Source organism: Flavobacterium sp. LC2016-01, from assembly GCF_009711135.1.
Classification (GTDB): domain Bacteria; phylum Bacteroidota; class Bacteroidia; order Flavobacteriales; family Flavobacteriaceae; genus Flavobacterium.
This window is the reverse complement of sequence record NZ_WMIC01000007.1, coordinates 252,293-274,107: the sequence shown is the minus strand read 5'-3', so window position 1 is coordinate 274,107 and position 21,815 is coordinate 252,293. Positions and strand designations below refer to the sequence as shown.

17 protein-coding genes are annotated in these 21,815 nt (G+C 34.7%); 13 read left to right on the top strand and 4 right to left on the bottom strand.

Annotation, left to right across the window (positions count from 1 at the left end; genetic code table 11):
* Window positions 1-69 precede the first annotated feature (69 nt).
* The 5 genes from GKZ88_RS16120 (at window position 70) to GKZ88_RS16100 (ending at window position 11,679) form a co-directional block, all read left to right on the top strand.
* Window positions 70-2,526, top strand: coding sequence for a glycoside hydrolase family 2 TIM barrel-domain containing protein (locus tag GKZ88_RS16120; protein WP_230392537.1), 2,457 nt, complete (start codon window positions 70-72; stop codon window positions 2,524-2,526).
* Window positions 2,527-2,687: 161 nt separating this feature from the next.
* On the top strand, window positions 2,688-4,712 hold the full coding sequence (locus tag GKZ88_RS16115) for a glycoside hydrolase family 97 protein (RefSeq protein WP_230392534.1): 2,025 nt from the start codon (window positions 2,688-2,690) through the stop codon (window positions 4,710-4,712).
* 53 nt (window positions 4,713-4,765) lie between these two features.
* On the top strand, window positions 4,766-7,000 hold the full coding sequence (locus GKZ88_RS16110) for a glycoside hydrolase family 3 C-terminal domain-containing protein (RefSeq protein WP_155103378.1): 2,235 nt from the start codon (window positions 4,766-4,768) through the stop codon (window positions 6,998-7,000).
* Window positions 7,001-7,116: 116 nt separating this feature from the next.
* On the top strand, window positions 7,117-9,063 hold the full coding sequence (locus GKZ88_RS16105) for a sialate O-acetylesterase (RefSeq protein ID WP_155103377.1): 1,947 nt from the start codon (window positions 7,117-7,119) through the stop codon (window positions 9,061-9,063).
* Window positions 9,064-9,270: 207 nt separating this feature from the next.
* Entirely contained in the window at window positions 9,271-11,679 is a 2,409-nt protein-coding gene (locus GKZ88_RS16100) for a glycoside hydrolase family 95 protein (RefSeq protein ID WP_155103376.1), read from the top strand.
* A gap of 120 nt (window positions 11,680-11,799) precedes the next feature.
* On the opposite strand, the gene GKZ88_RS16095 is transcribed toward GKZ88_RS16100, so the two are convergent.
* Window positions 11,800-12,345: a CvpA family protein gene (locus tag GKZ88_RS16095; RefSeq protein WP_155103375.1), complete on the bottom strand. Its 546-nt coding sequence runs from the start codon at window positions 12,343-12,345 to the stop codon at window positions 11,800-11,802.
* A gap of 198 nt (window positions 12,346-12,543) precedes the next feature.
* On the opposite strand from GKZ88_RS16095, the gene GKZ88_RS16090 reads away from it, so the two are divergent.
* From GKZ88_RS16090 to GKZ88_RS16080, 3 genes are all read left to right on the top strand, one after another.
* On the top strand, window positions 12,544-12,900 hold the full coding sequence (locus GKZ88_RS16090; protein WP_155103374.1) for a hypothetical protein: 357 nt from the start codon (window positions 12,544-12,546) through the stop codon (window positions 12,898-12,900).
* Window positions 12,901-13,022: 122 nt separating this feature from the next.
* Complete coding sequence (gene pheS, locus GKZ88_RS16085) at window positions 13,023-14,042, top strand: phenylalanine--tRNA ligase subunit alpha (RefSeq protein WP_133526106.1); 1,020 nt, start codon at window positions 13,023-13,025, stop codon at window positions 14,040-14,042.
* A gap of 96 nt (window positions 14,043-14,138) precedes the next feature.
* Window positions 14,139-14,546 carry a hypothetical protein gene (locus GKZ88_RS16080; RefSeq protein WP_155103373.1) on the top strand — a complete coding sequence of 136 codons (408 nt, stop codon included), beginning with the start codon at window positions 14,139-14,141 and terminating at the stop codon, window positions 14,544-14,546.
* A gap of 144 nt (window positions 14,547-14,690) precedes the next feature.
* Here the strand turns inward: GKZ88_RS16080 and GKZ88_RS16075 are convergent, their stop codons facing one another.
* From GKZ88_RS16075 to GKZ88_RS16065, 3 genes are all read right to left on the bottom strand, one after another.
* The gene (locus GKZ88_RS16075) at window positions 14,691-15,686 is read right to left on the bottom strand and encodes an NAD(P)H-dependent glycerol-3-phosphate dehydrogenase (RefSeq protein ID WP_155103372.1); all 996 of its coding nucleotides are present in this window, start codon (window positions 15,684-15,686) and stop codon (window positions 14,691-14,693) included.
* 359 nt (window positions 15,687-16,045) lie between these two features.
* Window positions 16,046-17,203, bottom strand: coding sequence for an iron-containing alcohol dehydrogenase (locus GKZ88_RS16070; protein ID WP_155103371.1), 1,158 nt, complete (start codon window positions 17,201-17,203; stop codon window positions 16,046-16,048).
* Between the two features lie 166 nt (window positions 17,204-17,369).
* A complete protein-coding gene (locus tag GKZ88_RS16065) occupies window positions 17,370-18,131 on the bottom strand; it encodes a type 1 glutamine amidotransferase domain-containing protein (RefSeq protein WP_196216486.1) in 762 nt (253 codons plus the stop codon).
* 85 nt (window positions 18,132-18,216) lie between these two features.
* On the opposite strand from GKZ88_RS16065, the gene GKZ88_RS16060 reads away from it, so the two are divergent.
* The 5 genes from GKZ88_RS16060 (at window position 18,217) to GKZ88_RS16040 (ending at window position 21,815) form a co-directional block, all read left to right on the top strand.
* A complete protein-coding gene (locus GKZ88_RS16060) occupies window positions 18,217-19,122 on the top strand; it encodes a LysR family transcriptional regulator (protein ID WP_155103370.1) in 906 nt (301 codons plus the stop codon).
* 88 nt (window positions 19,123-19,210) lie between these two features.
* The gene (locus GKZ88_RS16055) at window positions 19,211-19,582 is read left to right on the top strand and encodes a PKD domain-containing protein (protein WP_155103369.1); all 372 of its coding nucleotides are present in this window, start codon (window positions 19,211-19,213) and stop codon (window positions 19,580-19,582) included.
* 108 nt (window positions 19,583-19,690) lie between these two features.
* Entirely contained in the window at window positions 19,691-20,383 is a 693-nt protein-coding gene (locus tag GKZ88_RS16050; RefSeq protein ID WP_155103368.1) for an NUDIX domain-containing protein, read from the top strand.
* 74 nt (window positions 20,384-20,457) lie between these two features.
* Window positions 20,458-21,291: a ribose-phosphate diphosphokinase gene (gene prs, locus GKZ88_RS16045; RefSeq protein ID WP_155103367.1), complete on the top strand. Its 834-nt coding sequence runs from the start codon at window positions 20,458-20,460 to the stop codon at window positions 21,289-21,291.
* A complete protein-coding gene (locus GKZ88_RS16040) occupies window positions 21,288-21,815 on the top strand; it encodes an NADAR family protein (RefSeq protein WP_155103366.1) in 528 nt (175 codons plus the stop codon). Before prs ends, GKZ88_RS16040 begins: the two co-directional genes overlap by 4 nt.

Below are 21,815 nucleotides of genomic sequence, written 5' to 3'. Positions count from 1 at the left end.
AAATTTTCAAAAAATTATATCTAAATGAAAAATAAAAGAAAATATTTAAGCGGCAGTCTGGCATTTTTAATGCTGGCAGTAATTACATTATTTATTTCATGCAATAAAAACGAAGAGGCTTTCAGCAGCCGAAAAGTTTCTTTTAATTCAGATTGGAGTTTTCATCTTAATGATAGTATCGTTGATAAAGACACCATTGGAGCATCAACAAAATGGAGAACTTTAAATGTTCCTCATGATTGGAGTATTGAAGGGAAATTTGATGAAAAAAGCCCTGCCGGATATGGCGGAGGTTCACTAAATGGAGGTTTAGGCTGGTACAAAAAAACATTCAAAGTTGCCGCAGAAGACAGCACAAAAATAACTTCAATCACTTTTGATGGCGTTTACAAAAACAGTGAAGTCTGGGTAAACGGACATTATCTAGGAAAACGCCCAAACGGATATATTGGTTTTCAATACCAAATTTCTCAATATTTAAATTATGGAGAAAAAAACAACGAAATAATTGTTAAAGTTGACAATTCAAAACAGCCCAATTCACGCTGGTATTCTGGTTCAGGAATTTTTAGAAATGTTTGGATCGAAACCACAGATAAATTGCACGTTGCACAATGGGGAACTTATGTGACAACGCCAAAAGTTACGGCTGAAAAAGCTTCGGTAGATATCGAAACCACAATTCAGAATCAAAATGCAGCTTCAAAAAAAGCAAGCGTAACTACCACTATTTTTTATGGTGTCGGAAGTGATCTTAGAAGAATACAATCTACTAATCAATATATAACAATTGGTGCAAATGCCAAACAAACTATCAAACAACAAATCGAAGTACCGAATCCGGTTTTATGGTCAGATGATAAACCAGAATTGTATACGGCAGTTACCGAAATTTCGCTTGACGATAAAGTCGTTGATCAATACAAAACCAATTTCGGAATCAGAGATTTTAAGTTTGATCTTGAAAAAGGTTTCCTTTTAAACGGAAAACAGGTCAAAATTAAAGGAGTTTGTATGCACCATGATTTAGGGCCATTGGGTTCTGCAATCAATACAAGAGCGATTGCACGTCAATTAGAAATTCTAAAAGAAATGGGCGTAAACGGAATTAGAACTTCTCATAATCCGCCTGCGCCAGAGCTTTTAGATTTATGCGATAAAATGGGTTTCATAGTCATGGATGAAGCTTTTGATATGTGGAAAACAAATAAAACGAAATACGACTACGCAAACGACTGGGAAAAATGGCATAAAAAAGATTTGATTGACCAATTGCTTCGCGATCGTAATCATGCAAGTGTTTTTATTTGGAGCATTGGAAATGAAATTCCGGATCAATGGAGTGAAACCGGAGTAAAAATTGCAAAAGAATTGGCTGGAATTGTGCGTGCTTATGATAAAACTCGACCAGTTACAGCTGCGATGAATCCGCCAGTAAATATGAATATGGATGAGGTGACATTGCAGTTTGAAAAAAAGAACGTTCAAGTTAATCCAATTGCAGCATCTGGAGTTTTAGATTTAATTGGGTATAATTATGCGCATCAAACCTATGAGCATCACAAAGAATATTTCCCAAAGACACCTTTCATAGCAACAGAAACGACTTCAGGATTAGAGACGCGCGGTTATTATGACAATGTTTCTGATGTTGTAAAAAAATGGCCCGTAAGATGGGATCTTAAATTTACGGATGGAAATCCTGGAAATACTGTTTCGGCATACGATCAAGTTCAAGCGCCTTGGGGTTCTACACACGAAGCAACTTGGAAAGTGGTTAAAAAACACGATTATCTTTCTGGAATGTACATTTGGACTGGTTTCGATTATATCGGAGAACCAACTCCTTATGAATGGCCATCGGTAAGTTCGTATTTCGGAATTGTGGATTTAGCTGGTTTCCCGAAAGATGTTTATTATATGTACCAAAGCGAATGGACAGACAAAACCGTACTTCACATTTTTCCGCATTGGAATTGGAAAGCCGGACAAACTGTTGATGTTTGGGCTTACTATAATAAAGCTGATGAGGTTGAACTTTTCTTAAACGGAAAATCTGTCGGAATCAGAAGCAAAAAAGGAGATGATTTGCACGTAATGTGGAGAATTCCTTATCAAGCCGGAACACTAAAAGCAATTTCTCGCAAAAATGGAAAAACAGTTTTAGAAACGGAAATCAAAACAGCTGGAAATCCTGAAAATTTAAAATTGACTGCAGACAGAAGTACCATTAAAGCAGATGGAAATGATTTATCATTTATTACAGTTGATATTTTGGATGCAAACGGAACTTTGGCTCCAAATGCAAATAACGAAATCAACTTCTCTTTAAAAGGAAACGGAAAAATAATAGGCGTTTGCAGTGGAGATCCGGTAAGTCACGAATCGTATAAAAGTTCAAAACATACTGCTTTGAACGGAAAATGTTTAGTAATTGTTCAATCCGATACTAAATCGGGAAGATTAGAATTAACCGCTAAAGCAAACGGATTAAAACCCAAAACAATTGTAATTACAACAGAATAAGTTTTCAGGCTAAAATAAATAGAAGAATTTGTAGTCTTGAAGTGATGGTTCAATTATTTTAAATATATAGTTGTCTGTTTTAGAGAATAGCCAACAAAAAATAGTTTTTATTGAGTTTCTAAATCGGGCGAAAGGCTAATTTTCGTCCGATTTATTAAAAAATGAATAAAGAAAATATCATGAAAAAAGGTCTAATTCTTTCCGCTTTATTACTTTCTGTTTCGATTGGATACAGTCAAAAAACAAAAAATGCTTACGAATTGGCTTCGCCAAACGGGCAGAATAAAATCAAATTTGAGCTGGTAAAAAATGCTCCAAAATATGCTGTTTCACACGGAAAAAACGAAATAATTTCTTCGTCAGATATGGGATTTTTGCTGAAAGGAAATGAAGATTTAAGTTCAAATTTTGAAATTAAAGGAACAAAAACTTCTACGTTTGATGAAACTTGGGAACAAGTTTGGGGAGAAAAGAAAAACATCAGAAATCATTATAACCAGCTTTCGGTTCAATTACAACAAAAAAGCGGTAACAAACGCAAACTCGAAATTCAGTTTAGAGCTTTCGATGACGGAATTGCATTTCGATATGTTTACCCAAAACAAAATGTAAAAGACAGTATTTTCATCATGGATGAAAAAACAACTTTTAATTTAAAAGAAGACGGAAAAGCATGGTGGATTCCGGCAAACAGAGAAAATCGCGACGAATATCTTTTTAAAGATGCACCGGTAAGTACACTTGATACCGTTTTGACACCACTTACAATTGAAAGCAAAAGTGGTTTAGCCTTAAGTTTTCACGAAGCAAATTTGGTAAATTTTGCCAGTATGACTTTGGTAAATACAAAAGGAACCGAATTAAAATCGGATCTAGTGCCGTGGGCAGATGGCGTTAAAGTTCGTGTAAAAGATTCATTTACTTCTTCTTGGAGAACGATTCAAATTGGAGAAAATCCGGGTGAATTGATTACTTCATATTTGGTTTTAAACTTAAATGAACCAAACAAATTAAAAAACACAAATACTTATTTCAAACCTTATAAATATTTAGGAATTTGGTGGGGAATGCACATTGGAAAATATACTTTCTGGGAAAGCGATAAACAAGGTGCAACAACAAAACACGCCGAAGAATATATTGATTTTACAGCAAAAGAAGGTTTCCATCATTTATTGATCGAAGGCTGGAACAAGGGCTGGACGCCGGGCTGGTATGAAAACCGTATGCACATGTTTAGTTTCACCAAAACCGCTGACAATTTCGACTTAGAAAAAGTCGTAGAATATGGAAAGAAAAACAACATCGAATTAATTGGTTACCATGAAACGGGTTCAAACTTGATTAATTATTTGAAGGAAGTTGATGAAGGTTTTGCTTTATATAAAAGACTCGGAATTCATACCGTGAAAATTGGTCACGTAGGTTCTAAATTGAATATGAAACAAATGCATTTTGGGCAGTTTGGAGTAAATTATTTTAGATACATTTTAGAAAAAGCAGCACAATATGATTTGGCTGTTCTATACCACGAATCGATAAAAGATACCGGCGAACGAAGAACGTATCCAAACATGGTTTCAAGAGAAGCAGCGCGCGGACAAGAATATAATGCCTGGAGCGAAGGAAATCCGCCAAATCATTTAAGTATCATTCCGTTTACAAGATTACTTTCTGGACCAATGGATTTCACACCTGGAATTTTTGATGTTGAGGTAAAACAAGGTTATCCGGGAAAAAGAATTCAGGGAACAGTGGGACAGCAATTAGCATTGTATGTAACGATTTATTCTCCAATTCAAATGTTGGCTGATCTTCCAGAAAATTATGAAGGAAAGCCAGCATTGCAATTCTTAAAAGATGTTCCGACCGATTGGGAAGATACTAAAATCTTAGAAGGAAAAATTGGTGAATACATCACAACGGCAAGAAAAGACAGAAACAGTGCCGATTGGTATTTAGGAACTTTGACAAATGAAAATCCAAGAGAGGTTGAAATTTCACTTTCTTTCTTAGATTCCAATGCAAATTACGAGGCGCAGATTTATGTGGATGCTGAAAAAACTGATCAAAAACACAACCCGGAAGCCGTTGCAATTTCTAAGAAAGCAGTAAAAGCTTCAGATGTTCTTAAATTACAGTTAGGCGGAGCTGGTGGCGCCGCAGTAAGATTCAAGAAATTATAATTAATTTAGATTTTAAAAAAAACATAACTATCAAAAACTAAAAACCACAATTAATGAAAAACAAATTTATATACTTCTCGGCAGCGATGACGCTTATGTTTTTTGTTTCGTGTAAAAATGAAACACAAAATTCAGGTTCTGAAACCGTTCAGAAAGAATATCAAGGAAAAGAAATAGGATCAGAACACGATGCCGAAATAGATAAATTAGTTTCTCAAATGACACTTGAGGAGAAAATTGGAATGCTGCACGGAAATAGCATGTTCAGTACCGGAGCTGTAGAGCGTTTGGGGATTCCCGAATTAAAAATGGCCGATGGACCGCTGGGAGTTCGCGAGGAAATCTCAAGAGACAGCTGGGCGCCAGCCGGATTAACAAATGATTTTGCAACCTATTATCCTGCGGGAGGCGGTTTGGCTGCAACTTGGAATGCAGAAATGGCACACACTTTCGGAAATAGTTTAGGAGAAGAATTGCGTGCCAGAGATAAAGACATGCTGCTTTCGCCAGCAATTAATATGGTCAGAACACCGCTTGGAGGAAGAACATATGAATACATGTCAGAAGATCCATTTTTGAATAAAAAAATTGCGGTGCCTTTGATCGTTGGTTTACAGGAAAAAGATGTAATGGCGTGTGTAAAACATTATGCGGCAAACAATCAAGAAACCAATCGTGATTTTGTAGATGTTCAAATGGATGAACGTACACTGCGTGAAATTTATCTTCCGGCATTTGAAGCTGCTGTAAAAGAAGCAAAATCGTATGCCATAATGGGCGCTTACAATAAATTTAGAGGCGAATATTTATGTGAAAACGATTATATGCTGAATAAAATCCTTCGCGATGAATGGGGATTTAAAGGTATTGTAGTTTCAGATTGGGCAGCGGTACATTCAACTGTAAAATCACTAAAAAGCGGACTTGATATTGAAATGGGAACTCCAAAACCTTTCAATGAATTTTTCTTGGCAGATAAATTAATTGCAGCCGTAAAAGCGGGAGAAATTCCAGAAACTGAAATCGATCTGCATGTAAAACGTATTTTGAGAGTTTTGTTCCAAGTAAAAGCCATAGGTGGAAAAGACCGTGAGAAAGGAAGTATTTCGACAGAAGCACATTATCAAGATGCCTACAAAATTGCAGCAGAAGATATTGTGTTATTGAAAAACAGCAACAATGCTTTGCCTTTAAAATTGGATGGAGTAAAATCTATCGCCGTTATTGGAAACAATGCGATGAAGAAAAATGCTTTGGGCGGATTTGGTGCCGGAGTAAAAACAAAAAGAGAAGTTACACCGCTTGATGGTCTAAAAAACAGATTGCCTTCTTCTATAAAAATCAATTATGCCGAAGGTTATTTAGAGCGTTATGACAAAAAAAATAAAGGAAAACTGGGCGATATTACATTAAACGGTCCTGTAACTATTGATGAACTAGATTCAGCAAAAGTTCAGGAAGCGGTTGAAGCAGCTAAAAAATCGGATGTTGCGGTGATTTTTGCAGGTTCAAATCGTGATTATGAAACTGAAGCTTCTGATAGAAGAACTTTGAAATTGCCTTTTGGACAGGAAGAATTAATCAAAAAAGTATTGGCAGTAAATCCGAGAACTATTGTTGTAATGATTGCTGGAGCTCCATTTGATATTGATGAAATTACTAAAAAATCGCCCGCAGTAGTTTGGAGCTGGTTTAATGGTTCTGAAGGAGGAAATGCTTTGGCTGATGTATTGCTTGGAAAGGTAAATCCGTCAGGGAAACTGCCTTGGACAATGCCTAAAAATATTATGGATTCTCCAGCGCACGCGACAAACAGTTTTCCAGGAGGAAAATCAGTGAATTATGCAGAGGGAATTTTGATAGGTTACCGTTGGTTTGACACTAAAAATATTGCACCGTTATTTCCTTTTGGTTACGGATTATCATACACCACTTTTGCTATAGAAAATGCGAAAACAGATAAAACTTCATATGCTGAAAATGACGTAATTTCAGTTTCTGCTGAGGTAAAAAATACAGGTAAAGTTGATGGAAAGGAAGTTGTTCAGGTATATTCTTCTAAAGCAGATTCTAAAGTAACTCGTGCTTCAAAAGAATTAAAAGGGTTTAAAAAAGTATTGGTAAAATCAGGAAGTTCAGAAACGGTTACGATCCAAATTCCGGTAAAAGAATTAGCGTATTATAATGTTTCGGCAAAAAAATGGACAGTTGAACCAGGAAAATATACGTTGAAAATTGGAAACTCATCACGAGATATCAAAACTGAGATTGCGATAACAATTCAGTAAGAAGAAAACAGTAAATTTACCATATAAGGAATATAAGTGATTTAAGTGTAGCCTCAAGAGGTTAGCTTAACTTTACTTATATTCCTTATATGGTTTAATTTTTTATATTAGAAAAAATGAAAAAAATCACAGTCTTTTTTTTACTTCTATGTGGCATAATTGCAAATGCCAATGTCAAAATGCCTCTGCTATTTTCAGACGGAATGGTATTACAGCGTAATAAAACAATCCCAGTTTGGGGTTTTGCTGATGCCAATGAAAAAGTAGAAATTCATTTCAACAAACAAATCAAAAAAACACAGGCTGATAAAAACGGAAAATGGATCGTCAATTTAGGTGCTGAAAAAGCAGGCGGACCTTTCGAATTAGTTATCATCGGAAAAAATAAAATCACGATTAAAAATGTTTTAGTTGGTGAAGTATGGATTTGCAGCGGACAATCGAATATGGAATTTCAGGTTTTTAAAACCATAAACGCTGAAAAAGAAATGAACAATGCTGATTATCCAATGATTCGCCATTTTGGTGTCGAGCGAGATTTTAGCGGAAAACCAAAAGAGGATTTAAAAGCAGGAAAATGGGAAGCTTCAAGCAAAGAAACAGTTGGTAATTTCACCGCTGTCGGATTTTATTTTGCCAGAAAACTGTATGCCGAATTAAAAATCCCAATAGGAATCATCAATACTTCTTGGGGAGGAACCAATGTCGAAACTTGGACAAGCCGTGAAGCATTCGAAAAAAGCCCTGAATTTAAAAACATGATCGCCGATGTTCCCGTTATGAATGTCGATTCTATTTCAAAATTGTACGCAGAACGAATGAAAGAAAGAATCGAAAAAATTCAAGGAACCGCAGTAAGTACAGCAAATGAAGATACATTCAAAGAACTTTCTTTTGACGATACTTCATGGGGCGAATTAAATACGCCTAGTATATGGGAAAGTCAGCTTCTTGGCGATTTAGACGGCGTAGTTTGGATGCGAAAAACAATCACACTTTCGGCAGAAGATATTAAAAATAAAGCAACGCTGCGTTTAGCCAAAATCGACGATGAAGACATTACGTACGTAAATGGAATTGAAGTTGGAAAAAATTTTCAATATGATGCCAAACGTATTTATCAAATACCAGAAAATGTTTTAAAAGAAGGAAAAAACGTAATTGCCGTGAGAATTGTCGATAACGGCGGAGGCGGAGGTATTTATGGAGAATCGGAAGATTTAAAACTAACTATTGGCACCAAAGTTCTTCCGCTTGACGGAAAATGGAAATTTAGAGTAATTGCTGTAAAAACGTCATTATCGCCAAATAGTTATCCGTCATTATTGTACAATGCAATGGTAAATCCGCTAGTTCCTTATGCAATTCAAGGCGTTTTGTGGTATCAGGGCGAGACGAATGTCTGGAGAGCCAATCAATATAAAAAAGCATTCCCATTAATGATCACAGATTGGAGAACCAAGTTCAAACAAGGCGATTTTCCTTTTTACTTTGTTCAATTATCGACTTTTGATGAATATGGAGGAAACAGTAAAAAAGGAAGCCGCTGGGCAGAACTTCGCGAAGCACAGTCCGAAACTTTAAAATTAAAAAACACCGGAATGGCCGTTACCACCGATGTTGGAAACGCAAAAGACATTCACCCAACAAACAAACAAGATGTTGGATTACGTTTGGCGGCAATTGCACTTAATAGCGTTTACGGCAAAAAACAAATTTTTAGCGGACCAACTTATAAATCTCAAGAAATAAAAGGAAACCAACTTATTCTGACTTTCGATAATATTGGAAGCGGTTTAACAACTTCAAATAACGATGAATTAAGAGGATTTGAAATCGCGGGAGCCGACAAAGTTTTTCATGCCGCGAAAGCGATAATTAAAGACAACAAAATAATCGTTTCGAGCGATGAGGTTCAAAATCCCGTTGCCGTTCATTACGGCTGGGCAGACGACGACACGCAGATTAATCTTTTCAATAAAGAAAAATTCCCTGCATCTCCTTTCAGAACTGATAATTGGGAAATGATTACGGCAAACGAAATATATAAGGTTAGTAAATAGTTTCTGGGCGTGACCGCATCCTGATAAGCGGGCTAACTTTCTTTGCGCTTATTCGCCCACTTATCAGGATGCGGTCGGGCTATACGCGCTACTTCGGTAGCATGCTTCTATCCCTCACGCGCATAAAATGTCTATAAACGCAGCAGGAAATTCTAGGGGAATGATTAATATTGTAAAAAGTACACTTATAAAAATAAAAATGCGGCCATGAATTCAAACCTCATAAAAAAAACATTTCTCATTTTACTTTTCACATCTTACGCCATAAACCTTTCGGCACAATCCAAACAGGTTTTATGGTACAATCAACCCGCAGAATTCTTTGAAGAAAGCTTAGTTTTAGGAAACGGGAAAATGGGTGCGACAGTTTATGGAGGTGCAAATTTAGATAAAATCGATCTTAACGATATTACGCTTTGGTCCGGCGAACCGGTAAATGCAAATATGAATCCGGAAGCTTACAAAAACATTCCGGCTATTCGCGAAGCATTAAAAAACGAAAACTATAAACTGGCGGAAGAACTCAACAAAAAAGTTCAAGGTAAAAACTCCGAAACGTATGCGCCTTTAGGAACGCTGGAAATCAATAATTCTGAAAAAGGAAAAGCGGTAAATTACCATCGGGAACTTGATCTTTCGAATGCCATATCAAAAGTAAGTTACGAAATGGCCGGCATAAAATATACTCGTGAATATTTTGTCTCAGCGCCAGATCAAATCATGATCATCAAACTGACAGCCGATCAAAAAGGAGCGTTGAATTTTGATATCAATTTAAAAAGCCTCTTACAGTCAACTGTTGAAGTAAAAGGTAATATCTTAGTAATGACCGGTGCCGCGCCAATTCATGAAAATGCTGGATATACTGTTTTGCCAAAATATCTTAGCATAAAAGAAAGAGGGACAAAATTTACGACTTTGGTCCAAATCAAAAAAACAGACGGAAAAATTACAACTTCCAGAGAAGCTTTAACCTTAAAAGATGCAACAGAAGCCATTATTTTTGTTTCAGTTGCAACGAGTTTTAACGGCTTTGACAAAAATCCTGCAGTCGAAGGTATAGATGATATTACAAATGCATTGCAAAATTTGAACAAAGCGTATGCAAAACCATTCGACAAATTAAAAGAATCTCATATTGCCGATTATCAAAAATTCTTCAATCGTGTCAATTTAGATTTAGGAAAAACCACAGCACCAGATTTGCCAACAGATGAGCGTTTACTGCGATATTCAGAAGGAAAAGAAGATAAAAATCTAGAGATTTTGTATTTTAATTTTGGACGTTACTTATTGATCAGTTCATCAAGAACAATGGGTGTTCCAGCAAATTTGCAGGGATTATGGAATCCGTATTTAAATCCGCCTTGGAGCAGTAATTACACGATGAATATTAATCTGGAAGAAAATTATTGGCTAGCAGAAAACACCAATCTTTCAGAGATGCATTTGCCTTTGTTGAGTTTCATTAAAAACCTTTCAGTAACTGGAAAAGTTACGGCTAAAACTTTTTACGGCGTTAAAGAAGGCTGGGCAGCGGCGCACAATTCTGATATTTGGGCAATGACAAATCCAGTTGGGCAATTTGGAAAAGAAGAACCAATGTGGGCGTGCTGGCCAATAGCAGGCGCGTGGCTGAGTACGCATATCTGGGAACATTATGTTTTTAGTCAGGACAAAGCATATTTAAAGAAAGAAGGTTATCCGTTGATGAAAGGTGCTGCCGAATTTTGTCTGGGCTGGCTGACAACAGATAAAAGTGGAAATTCAATTACATCGCCGTCAACATCACCAGAAAATCAATATAAACTCGCAGACGGATTTGTGGGAGCAACACTTTATGGAGGAACTGCAGATTTAGCCATGATTCGCGAATGTTTTGATAAAACAATAAAAGCGTCAAAAGTGCTGAATGTTGATGCCGATTTCAGAGATAAACTTGAAAAAGCATTGGCTAAATTTCATCCGTATCAAATTGGCAAAAAAGGAAATTTACAGGAATGGTATTTTGACTGGGATGATTTGGAGCCAAAACACCGTCATCAATCGCATTTATTCGGACTTTTTCCCGGTAATCATATTACGCCTGAAAAAACACCAGATTTAGCCGAAGCAGCAAGGAAAACACTTGAAATAAAAGGTGACGAAACTACAGGCTGGTCAAAAGGCTGGAGAATTAATCTGTGGGCGAGACTTTGGGACGGAAATCGTGCTTATAAAATGTACCGTGAATTATTGCGTTATGTAGATCCGGATAAAAAGAAAACAGATAAACCAAGACGAGGAGGAGGAACGTATCCGAATTTATTTGATGCGCATCCGCCTTTTCAAATCGACGGAAATTTCGGAGGTGCTGCCGCCGTTGCCGAAATGCTGGTTCAATCTGACGAAAACGAAATTAGATTGCTTCCTGCTTTACCAGATGCTTGGGAAGAAGGGTCCGTTAGCGGTATTTGCGCCAGAGGCGGATTCGAAATCGAAATGAATTGGAGTAACAAAATAATTCAAAAATTGATAGTTTCTTCTAAACTTGGTGGAAACACAACGTTGATCTTCGGCGATAAAAAACAAAATATTACACTGAAAAAAGGAGAGAAGTTAGAGGTAAAATTCTAAATGTTATTTTGAAAAAGAATGTCATTCTTGACAAACTATAGTAAACCCGACAGGTTTTTAAAACCTGTCGGGTTTGATTTTTTTAATGGACTTCGACTTCGTTCAGGATGACAAACTAAATTACTCTTTTTCGGTTTCTGATGTTTCATCCGTTTTTTTGGCATTCTCTTTTTTAAAACTTTCGTACCATTTTTCAATTGAAGGATATACAAACGCCGCCACTTTTTTTACCGGATTGTAAAAAATAGATTTGTCTAAAGTTTCTTGTTTGGCAAAAGTATTATTGAAGTTTATTTTTTCGAATAAAGCAATAAAAATACTCATGATCAGGATGGTTTTTAAAACTCTGAAAAAGCCACCACCCAATTTATTTGCCCATCCGAGAAAAGCAAAATCAGCAATTCCGGTTAAAATCTTGGCTAAAAAATACACACCAATGACAACAAGAATAAAAGTTAAAATGAAAGCTGTAATCTGAATTGTATTCGGATTCCACGAAACATGTTTCATGATCATTTCTTTCATTATAGACGAAAATTTAATCGCAAGATAAATTCCTAATAACAAGGAAATAAAAGAAGCAACTTCTACAAAAAGTCCGTTTTTAATTCCTTTGTATAAACTATAACACAAGATTCCTCCAAAAATAATATCAAAAAGGCTCATAGATTTTTATCTTTTTATTGAGGCGCAAATATAGATTTTTTTTAGGTTCAAAGGTTCAGAGAGACAAAGTGAGAGCCGTTTTATATTTCTCGTGTTTAATATTTTTACGAGCATTGAATTTGAAGTGCGTATCTTTGCAAACTAAAATTTATGTTTTGAAATTTATAATTCACAATTCATAATTCACAATTATAAAAAATGTCTAGAGATACACAATTAAAAGAGCGCTGGGAAAAGCTCGTCGATATACTTTCAAATCAATTTTCGCAAGGAGAAGATTTAGATTTGGATGCCATAATTTACCTAATTGGAGTTCAGGAATTCGGGAAAATTCACCGAGAATTCAAAAAAGATGAAAAACTGAACCTAATGCACATTGCCATCTGCAGATTATTAGAGCCGTACGGTTTTTATGAATTTGAATATTTTGATGAAGACGGCTGGCCGCATTACAAAGTAAAAGAGCAATTACCGCCATTAAAAGCCGGCGAACAATCGGTTTTGATGAAAGAAGCTATTGTAAGTTATTTTTTAGAAAGAAACCTTCTTGAGTAGTTTTTAGTCACAATAACAGTCTCCGTTTACAGAATTATTGATTTGAAAACTGAAAACTGCGACTGTGACTGTACACTTTAAACTAAAAACACTAAATTTGTATTCTCAAGAACCGAATGAAAATGATAGATAAGATTAAAGATTATATTGGGGAAGCCCAATCTTTTTCAACTGAAAACAAAGAAGAGCTAGAAGCATTCCGTATAAAATTCTTAGGAAAAAAGGGAGTTTTAAACGATTTTTTCGCAGAGTTTAAAAACGTGCCAAATGATCAGAAAAAAGAATTTGGTCAAGTTATAAATGCATTAAAAAATGCGGCTGAAGAAAAAGTTAAAACTATTGTTGAGACTTTAGAAAGCAAAGAAGAGACAAAAGGTATTTTTGGTGATTTAACGCGAGCTGCAGAACCAGTAATTGTTGGTTCTCGTCATCCAATTTCGATTGTTAAAAATCAAATTATAGATATTTTTGCCAACATTGGATTCAATGTTTCTGAAGGTCCGGAAATTGAAGATGATTGGCATAACTTTACTGCGTTGAACTTGCCAGAATATCATCCGGCGCGTGATATGCAGGATACGTTTTTCATTCAGACAAATCCAGACGTGCTTTTGCGTACGCATACATCATCGGTTCAGGTGCGTTATATGGAAAATCATAAACCGCCAATTCGTACCATTTCACCGGGACGCGTTTTTCGTAATGAAGCTATTTCATCTCGTTCGCACTGTATTTTCCATCAAGTGGAAGGATTGTATATTGACAAAGATGTTTCTTTTGCCGATTTGAAGCAGACATTGCTTTATTTCACAAAAGAGATGTTCGGGAAATCTAAAATCCGTCTTCGTCCGTCTTATTTTCCGTTTACAGAACCAAGTGCCGAAATTGATATTTACTGGGGTTTAAAAACAGAAACTGATTACAGAATTACAAAAGGAACTGGCTGGCTAGAAATTGGAGGATGCGGAATGGTAGATCCAAATGTTCTTAAAAACTGCGATATTAATCCAGATGAATACAACGGTTTTGCTTTCGGGATGGGAGTGGAGCGTATTGCGATGCTTTTATACCAAATTGGCGATATCCGTATGTTTTATGAAAACGATGTTCGTTTCTTAGAGCAATTCAAAGCAAATATTTAATTTTAAGTCAAAAGTCATAAAGTCGGAAGTCAAAAGTCTCAAATTGGAACTTTATAACTTTCGACTTTATGACTTTTGACTTTATGACTTTTTAAAATGAAAAAAGATATAATAATTCCAGAAGTTGAAAACGTTTTTCTTGCAGCAGTGCAGGAATGGAGCGACGATTTTATGGAAAAAGTATGGTACGCTTACTTAGTTAACGACAGTGATTTTAATTTAGACAGCGTAATGGTGGTTTCAAAAGCATTTGGAACAATTGACGGTGAGATGAAAAAAACATCTGTTTTGCGTCATGCTTTTGTTGAAGTTCCTGCTGTTTCGGTAGTAAAAATCGAAATGATAGAAAAAAGCCTTTTGGTTATGAATAACGAATTTATGGTAACTTTCTTTATTGGAAATACTTTATACGACAAGAAATTTATCTTCAAATCGAATCTAATCAACGAAAACAATACGGAAGAAGTGCCGATTTTGTTTGTTGAAGGGATTATGGTTAAATAAAGAGGAAAGAAACAAGAAGCAAGAGAATAGACTTGCGCTGAAATAAAAAAAGAGTCAAACTGATTGTCCAGTCTTGACTCTTTTTTATTTTATTCTATTCTCAAAAATCTTGTCTCTTGCTTCTTGTTTCTTTCAACTAAAAAACTAATCCAAAGACTCCGTTAATTTCTTAAAAACAGACTTCGCATCTTTTCCTTCGTATAAAACAGCATAAACAGCGTCTATAATTGGTGTTTTTGCTCCGTAACCTTGATTTAGTTTATAAGCACTTTTTGTTGCGTAATATCCTTCGGCAACCATGCTCATTTCCATCATGGCGCTTTTTACTGTATATCCTTTTCCAATCATGTTTCCAAACATTCTGTTTCTAGAGAAAACCGAATATCCTGTAACTAATAAATCGCCCAAATAAGCCGAATCATTAATGTTACGTTTCATTTTATGGACTTTTCGGATGAATTTTTTCATCTCACGAATTCCGTTACTCATCATAACCGACTGGAAGTTGTCGCCATAACCTAAACCATGCGCGATTCCGGCAGCAATTGCGTAAATGTTTTTTAGCATTGCGGCATATTCAGTACCAATAATGTCGTCTGAAATTTTGGCTTTGATGTAATTGCCTGAAAGTGATTTGGCAACATTGCAGGCTTTTTCTGGATCACCGCAGGCAATTGTCAAGTACGAAAGACGTTCTAATGCAACTTCTTCTGCGTGGCAAGGACCTGTTATTACGCCAATATTATAATATGGAATATCATATTGAATGTGAAAATGTTCTCCAACAATTAAACTTGTTTCTGGAACAATACCTTTAATTGCCGAGAAAATAATTTTGTCCGATAAAGAAACGGTCATGTTTTTCAATTCGGCATCTAAAAAAGCAGATGGAATAGCGAAAATTAAATAATCTGCGTATTCAATTGCTTCGTTGATATTGTTAGTTAATTTAAGTTTTTTGGTATCAAATTCTACCGAACTCAAATAATTTGGATTGTGTTTGTATTTTTGAATGTGCTCGATTGCAGCGTCATTGCGCATGTACCATGCAATCTCGGATTGATTAACGCATAACATTTTTGCAATTGCCGTAGCCCAGCTTCCTCCTCCAATGACTGCAAACTTTAAATTTTCGCTCATTATTTTAATAATTTAAAACAAAAGTACTTAATAATGTAGTAATAATACAAAAACTCATTTAAGAAATTTGTGAAAAGCCTTTAAAAACCGCGGTTTTTCAAATGGTTAAAAGAAAAATAAAAAAATATTTTACCTCTTATACAATAAAATAATAAGCCTTACGTTGTAAGTGATTATAAATTAGAATTTTAATGAATTTAATAAAAATTGAGTTAGTTAGTTTTGTTTTAGTATTGTGAAAAGGCGCTCTTAAACTAGTTAAGAACGCCTTTTTTTATAAAATTCAAATTTTGAAAAATCCCAAATTCCAATAAGTATAAAATTGGAATTTGGGATTTTTTAAATTTTGGAATTTAGTCTTAATAACTAAGTTCAACGATAGATTTTACTTTATCTAAAGTTACTAATTGATTTTCGCCTAAACCTTTCCAGCCTCTTTCGTCAAAACGATTTACAATAAAATCGGCTGTTTTCGAGTAGTTATCAGTGTATTGCGAAAGTTTTGTGTCCATTCCCATTGTATGGAAAAATTCAACTGTTTTATTAATTGCTTCTTTTGCTACTTCATCATCAGAACCTGAAAGATTGAAAATACGTCTTCCGTATTGCGCCAATTTGCCTTTTTTGGTTTCAAACATTACTTTGTACAAGCTTGGGCCAATAATCGCCAAAGTTCTAGCATGGTCAATTCCGTAAAGCGCGGTCAATTCGTGTCCAATCATATGTGTTGCCCAGTCCTGTGGAACTCCTTTTTGAATTAATCCGTTTAACGCCATTGTACAGCTCCACATAAAATTCGAAGCCAAAGTATAATCTGTAGGATTTTCAACAACTCCTGGACCAACTTGAATTAAGGTCTGCAAAATTCCTTCGGCAATTCTGTCTTGAAGAAATCCTTCATGCGGATATGTTAAATATTGCTCCATTACGTGTGTATAAGCATCTACAACACCGTTTTGAATTTGTCTTTTAGGCAAAGACGCAATTACAGTTGGGTCACAAATTGAAAATTTAGGAAATAATGCACTGCCGCCAAAAGCCAGTTTCTCCTGAGTTGCATCAATCGTAACAACAGATCCTGAATTCATTTCGCTTCCTGTTGCCGGCAACGTTAAAACAGTTCCAAACGGAATTGTATTTTCCTTAATCAAAATTCTTTTTTGAAGAATATCAATCGGGTTTCCTGCAAAATTTACTGCAGCCGAAATGAATTTCACACCGTCAATTACAGATCCTCCGCCAACAGCTAGAATAAAATCAATTTTTTCTGCTTTGATGACTTCAACTGCTTTCATTAAAGTTTCGAATCTCGGATTTGGCTCAATTCCGCTAAATTCAACAATTTCAAAACCTTTTAAGTTCGCGATTACTTGATCGTAAACACCGTTTTTAAAAATACTTCCACCGCCGTAAGCCAATAAAATTTTAGCATCTTTTGGAACTAACGTCGAAAGTTTTTCAATTTGTCCTTTTCCGAAAATCAAATTTGTCGGATTGTATAATTCAAAGTTTAGCATTTTTTTAGAGTTTCTAAGATGCTGAGATACTAAGTTGCTAAGCTTTTTTAAACTTAATCTTAGAATCTCAACATCGGTTATTATTTAATTCTTTTAATTTATTTATTAAGGCAAAAGCGCTAATTTTTAAAATCTTAGAACCTTAGTAACTTAGAGCCTTAGCACCTTAGTTTAATTTCTGTAACAATTTGCCAGCTACTAGTTTAGATGATGCTGGATTTTGTCCTGTGATTAAAAGTCCGTCTTCAACTGCGTAAGGCTGCCAATTTGGTCCTTTTGAAAAAATCCCTCCATTTGAAGACAAAGCATCTTCTAATAAAAATGGAACAACTTTAGTTAAACCAACTGCTTCTTCCTCTTCATTAGTAAAACCGGTTACTTTTTTGCCTTTTACTAAATAAGCGCCGTTAACTTTTACATTTTTTAATACAGCAGGTGCATGACAAACAAAAGCAACAGGTTTATTGTGCGTGTAAAAAGATTCAATCAAAGCAATTGAGTTATTGTCTTGTACTAAATCCCAAAGCGGACCGTGACCTCCTGGATAAAAAACGGCATCATAATCTTTTTGATTTACTGTCGAAAGCTTTAAAGTGTGTTTTAATTTTTCCTGCAAAACTTTATCAGCATCAAAACGTTTTGTGTCTTCCGTAGCCGATGATGGATCAGCACTTTTTGGGTCAATTGGCGGCTGACCCCCAAGCGGTGATGCAATTGTGATTTCGACTCCCTGATCTAATAATTCATAATATGGCGCAGCAAGTTCTTCTGACCAAAATCCTGTTTTTTCTCCTGTATTGCCCAGTTTATCATTGCTGGTAACAACAAATAATACTTTTTTCATACTTTTTTTATTTGATTTTTGAGCGAAACCAGATGTACTGATAGCTGTAAATGCGACTATTGTAAACAATGCTATTTTCTTCATAATATAAAATTTTTAACAAATTTACATCTAAAGTGATATTAGTAAAAATAAAATAAACTATGTTTGTTATAAATAAATTTATATCATGGTAAATCTGGAGTGGTACAGAACATTTAAAGCGGTTTATAAAAACGGTAATTTTTCAGTTGCCGCAAAAGAGTTGTTTATGAGTCAGCCTGCCGTTAGTCAGCAAATTTCAATGTTAGAGGCTCATGTTGGCAATAAATTATTTAATCGAAAATCAAAAGGCGTAGAACCAACTGAATACGCTAAGTTACTGAATAATTTGATTATAGATGCACTGGATAGGCTCGAAAGTGTCGAGACCGGTTTCAGGGCAAAGGCAGATGATGCAAATCGATTGATTTCGATCGGAATTTCAAAACATCTTTTTGACTGTGTTGGAGCACTTTTAATTGCAAAATTTGATTTGATCGATTTTACTTTTGCAGAAAATGACGAGCTTTTTGATTTAGTAAATTCTAAAAAGCTTGATTTTGCAATTACAACAAAAAGATTTGATACGTTTGATACCATTTACGAAATTATCGGGAAAATAAAACTCATATTGGTTGCTCCAACAAGTTTAGATATAACAGAATTTCGACAAAGATTAAAAACAGACAATTTTACCGAAATTGAACAATGGTTAAACGCCCAGAAATGGTACAGTCACGATGCCCGTATTCCGCATATAAAACTATTTTGGCTTCACGCTTTTAATAAAAAAAGGCCATCGATGATTCCTAATTATATTATTCCTTCAGAATCTGAAATGCTTAGGCTATTAGCTAAAAATGAAGGAATAGCCGCAACATGGAATTGCAATGCGAGAAATTATATTAAGGAAAATAAATTGCAATTGGTTTGGAACAGTTTTCATGTTCCAGAAGAATTTGTGTATTTACTGGCTCCAAAAAACAACAATTTAAAATCGTTTTTTGATATTATTGAGAAAGAATTGAAAATGTTTTTCGGGAATAGAATGTAGTTTTATTATTGAAATACAGTTGTTTAGGTTTTATTTTTACTGGAAAAGATTTATATTTGAAAGATTAATATTCCTAAAACCATTTACTATGAAAAAGATACTATCAATTTTAATGTTGGCTTTGGTATTTTTTGCAAATAATTCTTGCAGTAAACATGATGATGAAGCAATTGTAGATTGTTTTGGAGAGTCAATTCTAACAGAACTAAAACATTCAGCAGATGCTGGCAACTCAAAAATTATTAATTATTCTATACAATATAGCGGAAGCAATTCTGTAAGCAACGTAAAATGGAATTTTGGAGATGGAACTCCAGTTCAAACCATAACGAGTGCAAATGGAGCTGTATCGCATACTTATACAGCTGCCGGAACTTTTGAAGTTAAAGCTGATGTGGCAATTTCAAAAAGTGGAGGAAGCTGTGCCGTTAGCCCAAAGAAAAGTGTTACGGTGAATTAAGAAATAAAGATTGGTAGATTTTGAGAGTCAATTTTATGATTTAAGCTTTTGTTTTAAATTATAAAATTGACTCTCATTCGTTATATTTGTTCGATATGATTTTTGATTATGGAAAAATTGCAAAATATTAGAATTGCGGTTGATGCGATTGTTTTTGGATATAAAAACAACAATTTGTATGTTTTGCTGATTGAACAGCAGTTTGGAACGAGTGAAAAATATTGGGCTTTGCCAGGTGGTTTGGTAAAGGATTCCGAATCTTTAAGTGATGCAGTTATTCGAGAGTTGCACGAAGAAACAAATGTTCAATTGAATTTTATGGAACAGCTTTACACTTTTGGAGACGATATTTTTAGAGATTCGAGAAATCGCGTTATTTCGGTTGCTTATTATGCTTTAGTAGATGCTTCAAATTTAGATATTAAAGCAAGTACAGATGCAGAAAAAGTACAATGGGTGAAAATTGATGAAATACCTTCTTTGGCATTTGATCATAATTTAATACTTGAAAAAGCAATAATGCGTTTAAAATCTAAACTTATTTATGAACCAATTGGCTTCGATTTACTTCCGGAGGAATTTTTATTTTCTGATCTTGAAAACCTTTACTGTACTATTTTAGAAAAAGAAATTGACAGACGAAATTTTAGAAAAAAAATTCTCAGCTTTGATATTTTAGAACAAACTGATAATTTTTCACCAGTTAAAACGGGTCGTCCTGCAAAACTTTTTAGGTTTAATAAATTGAAATACAATGAATTAATTCAAAAAGGTTTTCATTTCGAAATAAAGTTTGCGTAATTTTTACACAAAATAAATTGTTTGTTAAAAATTAAATTATACATTTGCGTATAATTAACGCAAACTAAAAAACTATGATACTTAATCTTGACCCAAAATTTACTCCTTTTCATAATGAGGAAGAAATCAAATTTCAGAATTTTACATTTTCTGGAGGAGAACCGCACATCAAAATCAATCCCGCTTTTGATCATAATCAAAAAGTAACAATCACACATAGATTAAACTCTTTTAACGATTTAGGTTTGTTGTGCATAACAGTTGATGCTTTGCGCAGGATGGACGTTAAAATTATAGATCTTTTTATTCCATATTTTCCTGCTGCAAGACAAGATCGTGTTATGATTCCTGGTGAACCATTATCTGTAAAAGTGTATGCTGATATTGTCAATGCAATGCAGTTCAATAAAGTTTTTGTTTTTGATGCACATTCTGAAGTTACTCCGGCTTTAGTAAATAACTGTACAGTAATTCCGAATCATACTTTTATTGAGAAAATTTTAAAAGCCATTGGTGAAAATGTAAAATTAATTTCTCCAGATGGTGGCGCTTTAAAAAAAATCTACAAAGTTTCTGAATTTTTAGGCGGAATTGATGTTGTAGAATGTAGTAAAAGCCGAGATGTGAAAACCGGAAAATTATCTGGTTTTAAAGTTTATGAAGATGATTTACAAGGCATTGATTGTTTGATTGTAGATGATATTTGTGACGGAGGCGGCACTTTTGTTGGTTTAGCCGAAGAATTGAAAAAGAAAAATGCTGGGAAATTATACTTAGCCGTAAGTCACGGAATTTTTAATAAAGGTTTTGAAGTTTTAGATTGTTTTGACAAAATATTTACTACGAATTCTTTTAAAGATTTTGAAGACAAACAAGTAGTTCAAATAAACTTAAACGAATTGATATGAAATACAGTATAGATAATATAGCGCCAGAAAGTAAATTTTTATTTTTCTGGGGACATCAGCCAAGTAAAGACGGAATAATTACCAAAACTTGTTTTAGTCAATGGTGGCTAAGTTCTTTTGAGGTTGAAAATGGGACCTATAAAACTACTGAACATTGGATGATGGCAAAGAAAGCAGCATTGTTTCAGGATAAAGAAATCTTAGAAAAAATCCTTTTAGCAGATTCTCCTGCTGAAGCCAAAAAGCTAGGTCGAGAAGTTAAAAACTATGATGATAAACTTTGGCTAGAAAATAGATACGAAATCGTAAAGCAAGGAAATTATCATAAGTTCAGCCAAAATCCTGATTTAAAAACGTTTTTATTAAATACAAAAGAGAGAATTTTAGTTGAAGCAAGTCCGGTCGATCCTATTTGGGGAATTGGAATGGCAAGTGATCATAAAGATGTTTTAAATCCTGAAAAATGGAAAGGTTTGAATCTTTTAGGTTTTGCTTTGGTGGAAGTTAGGGATGAATTGAGATAA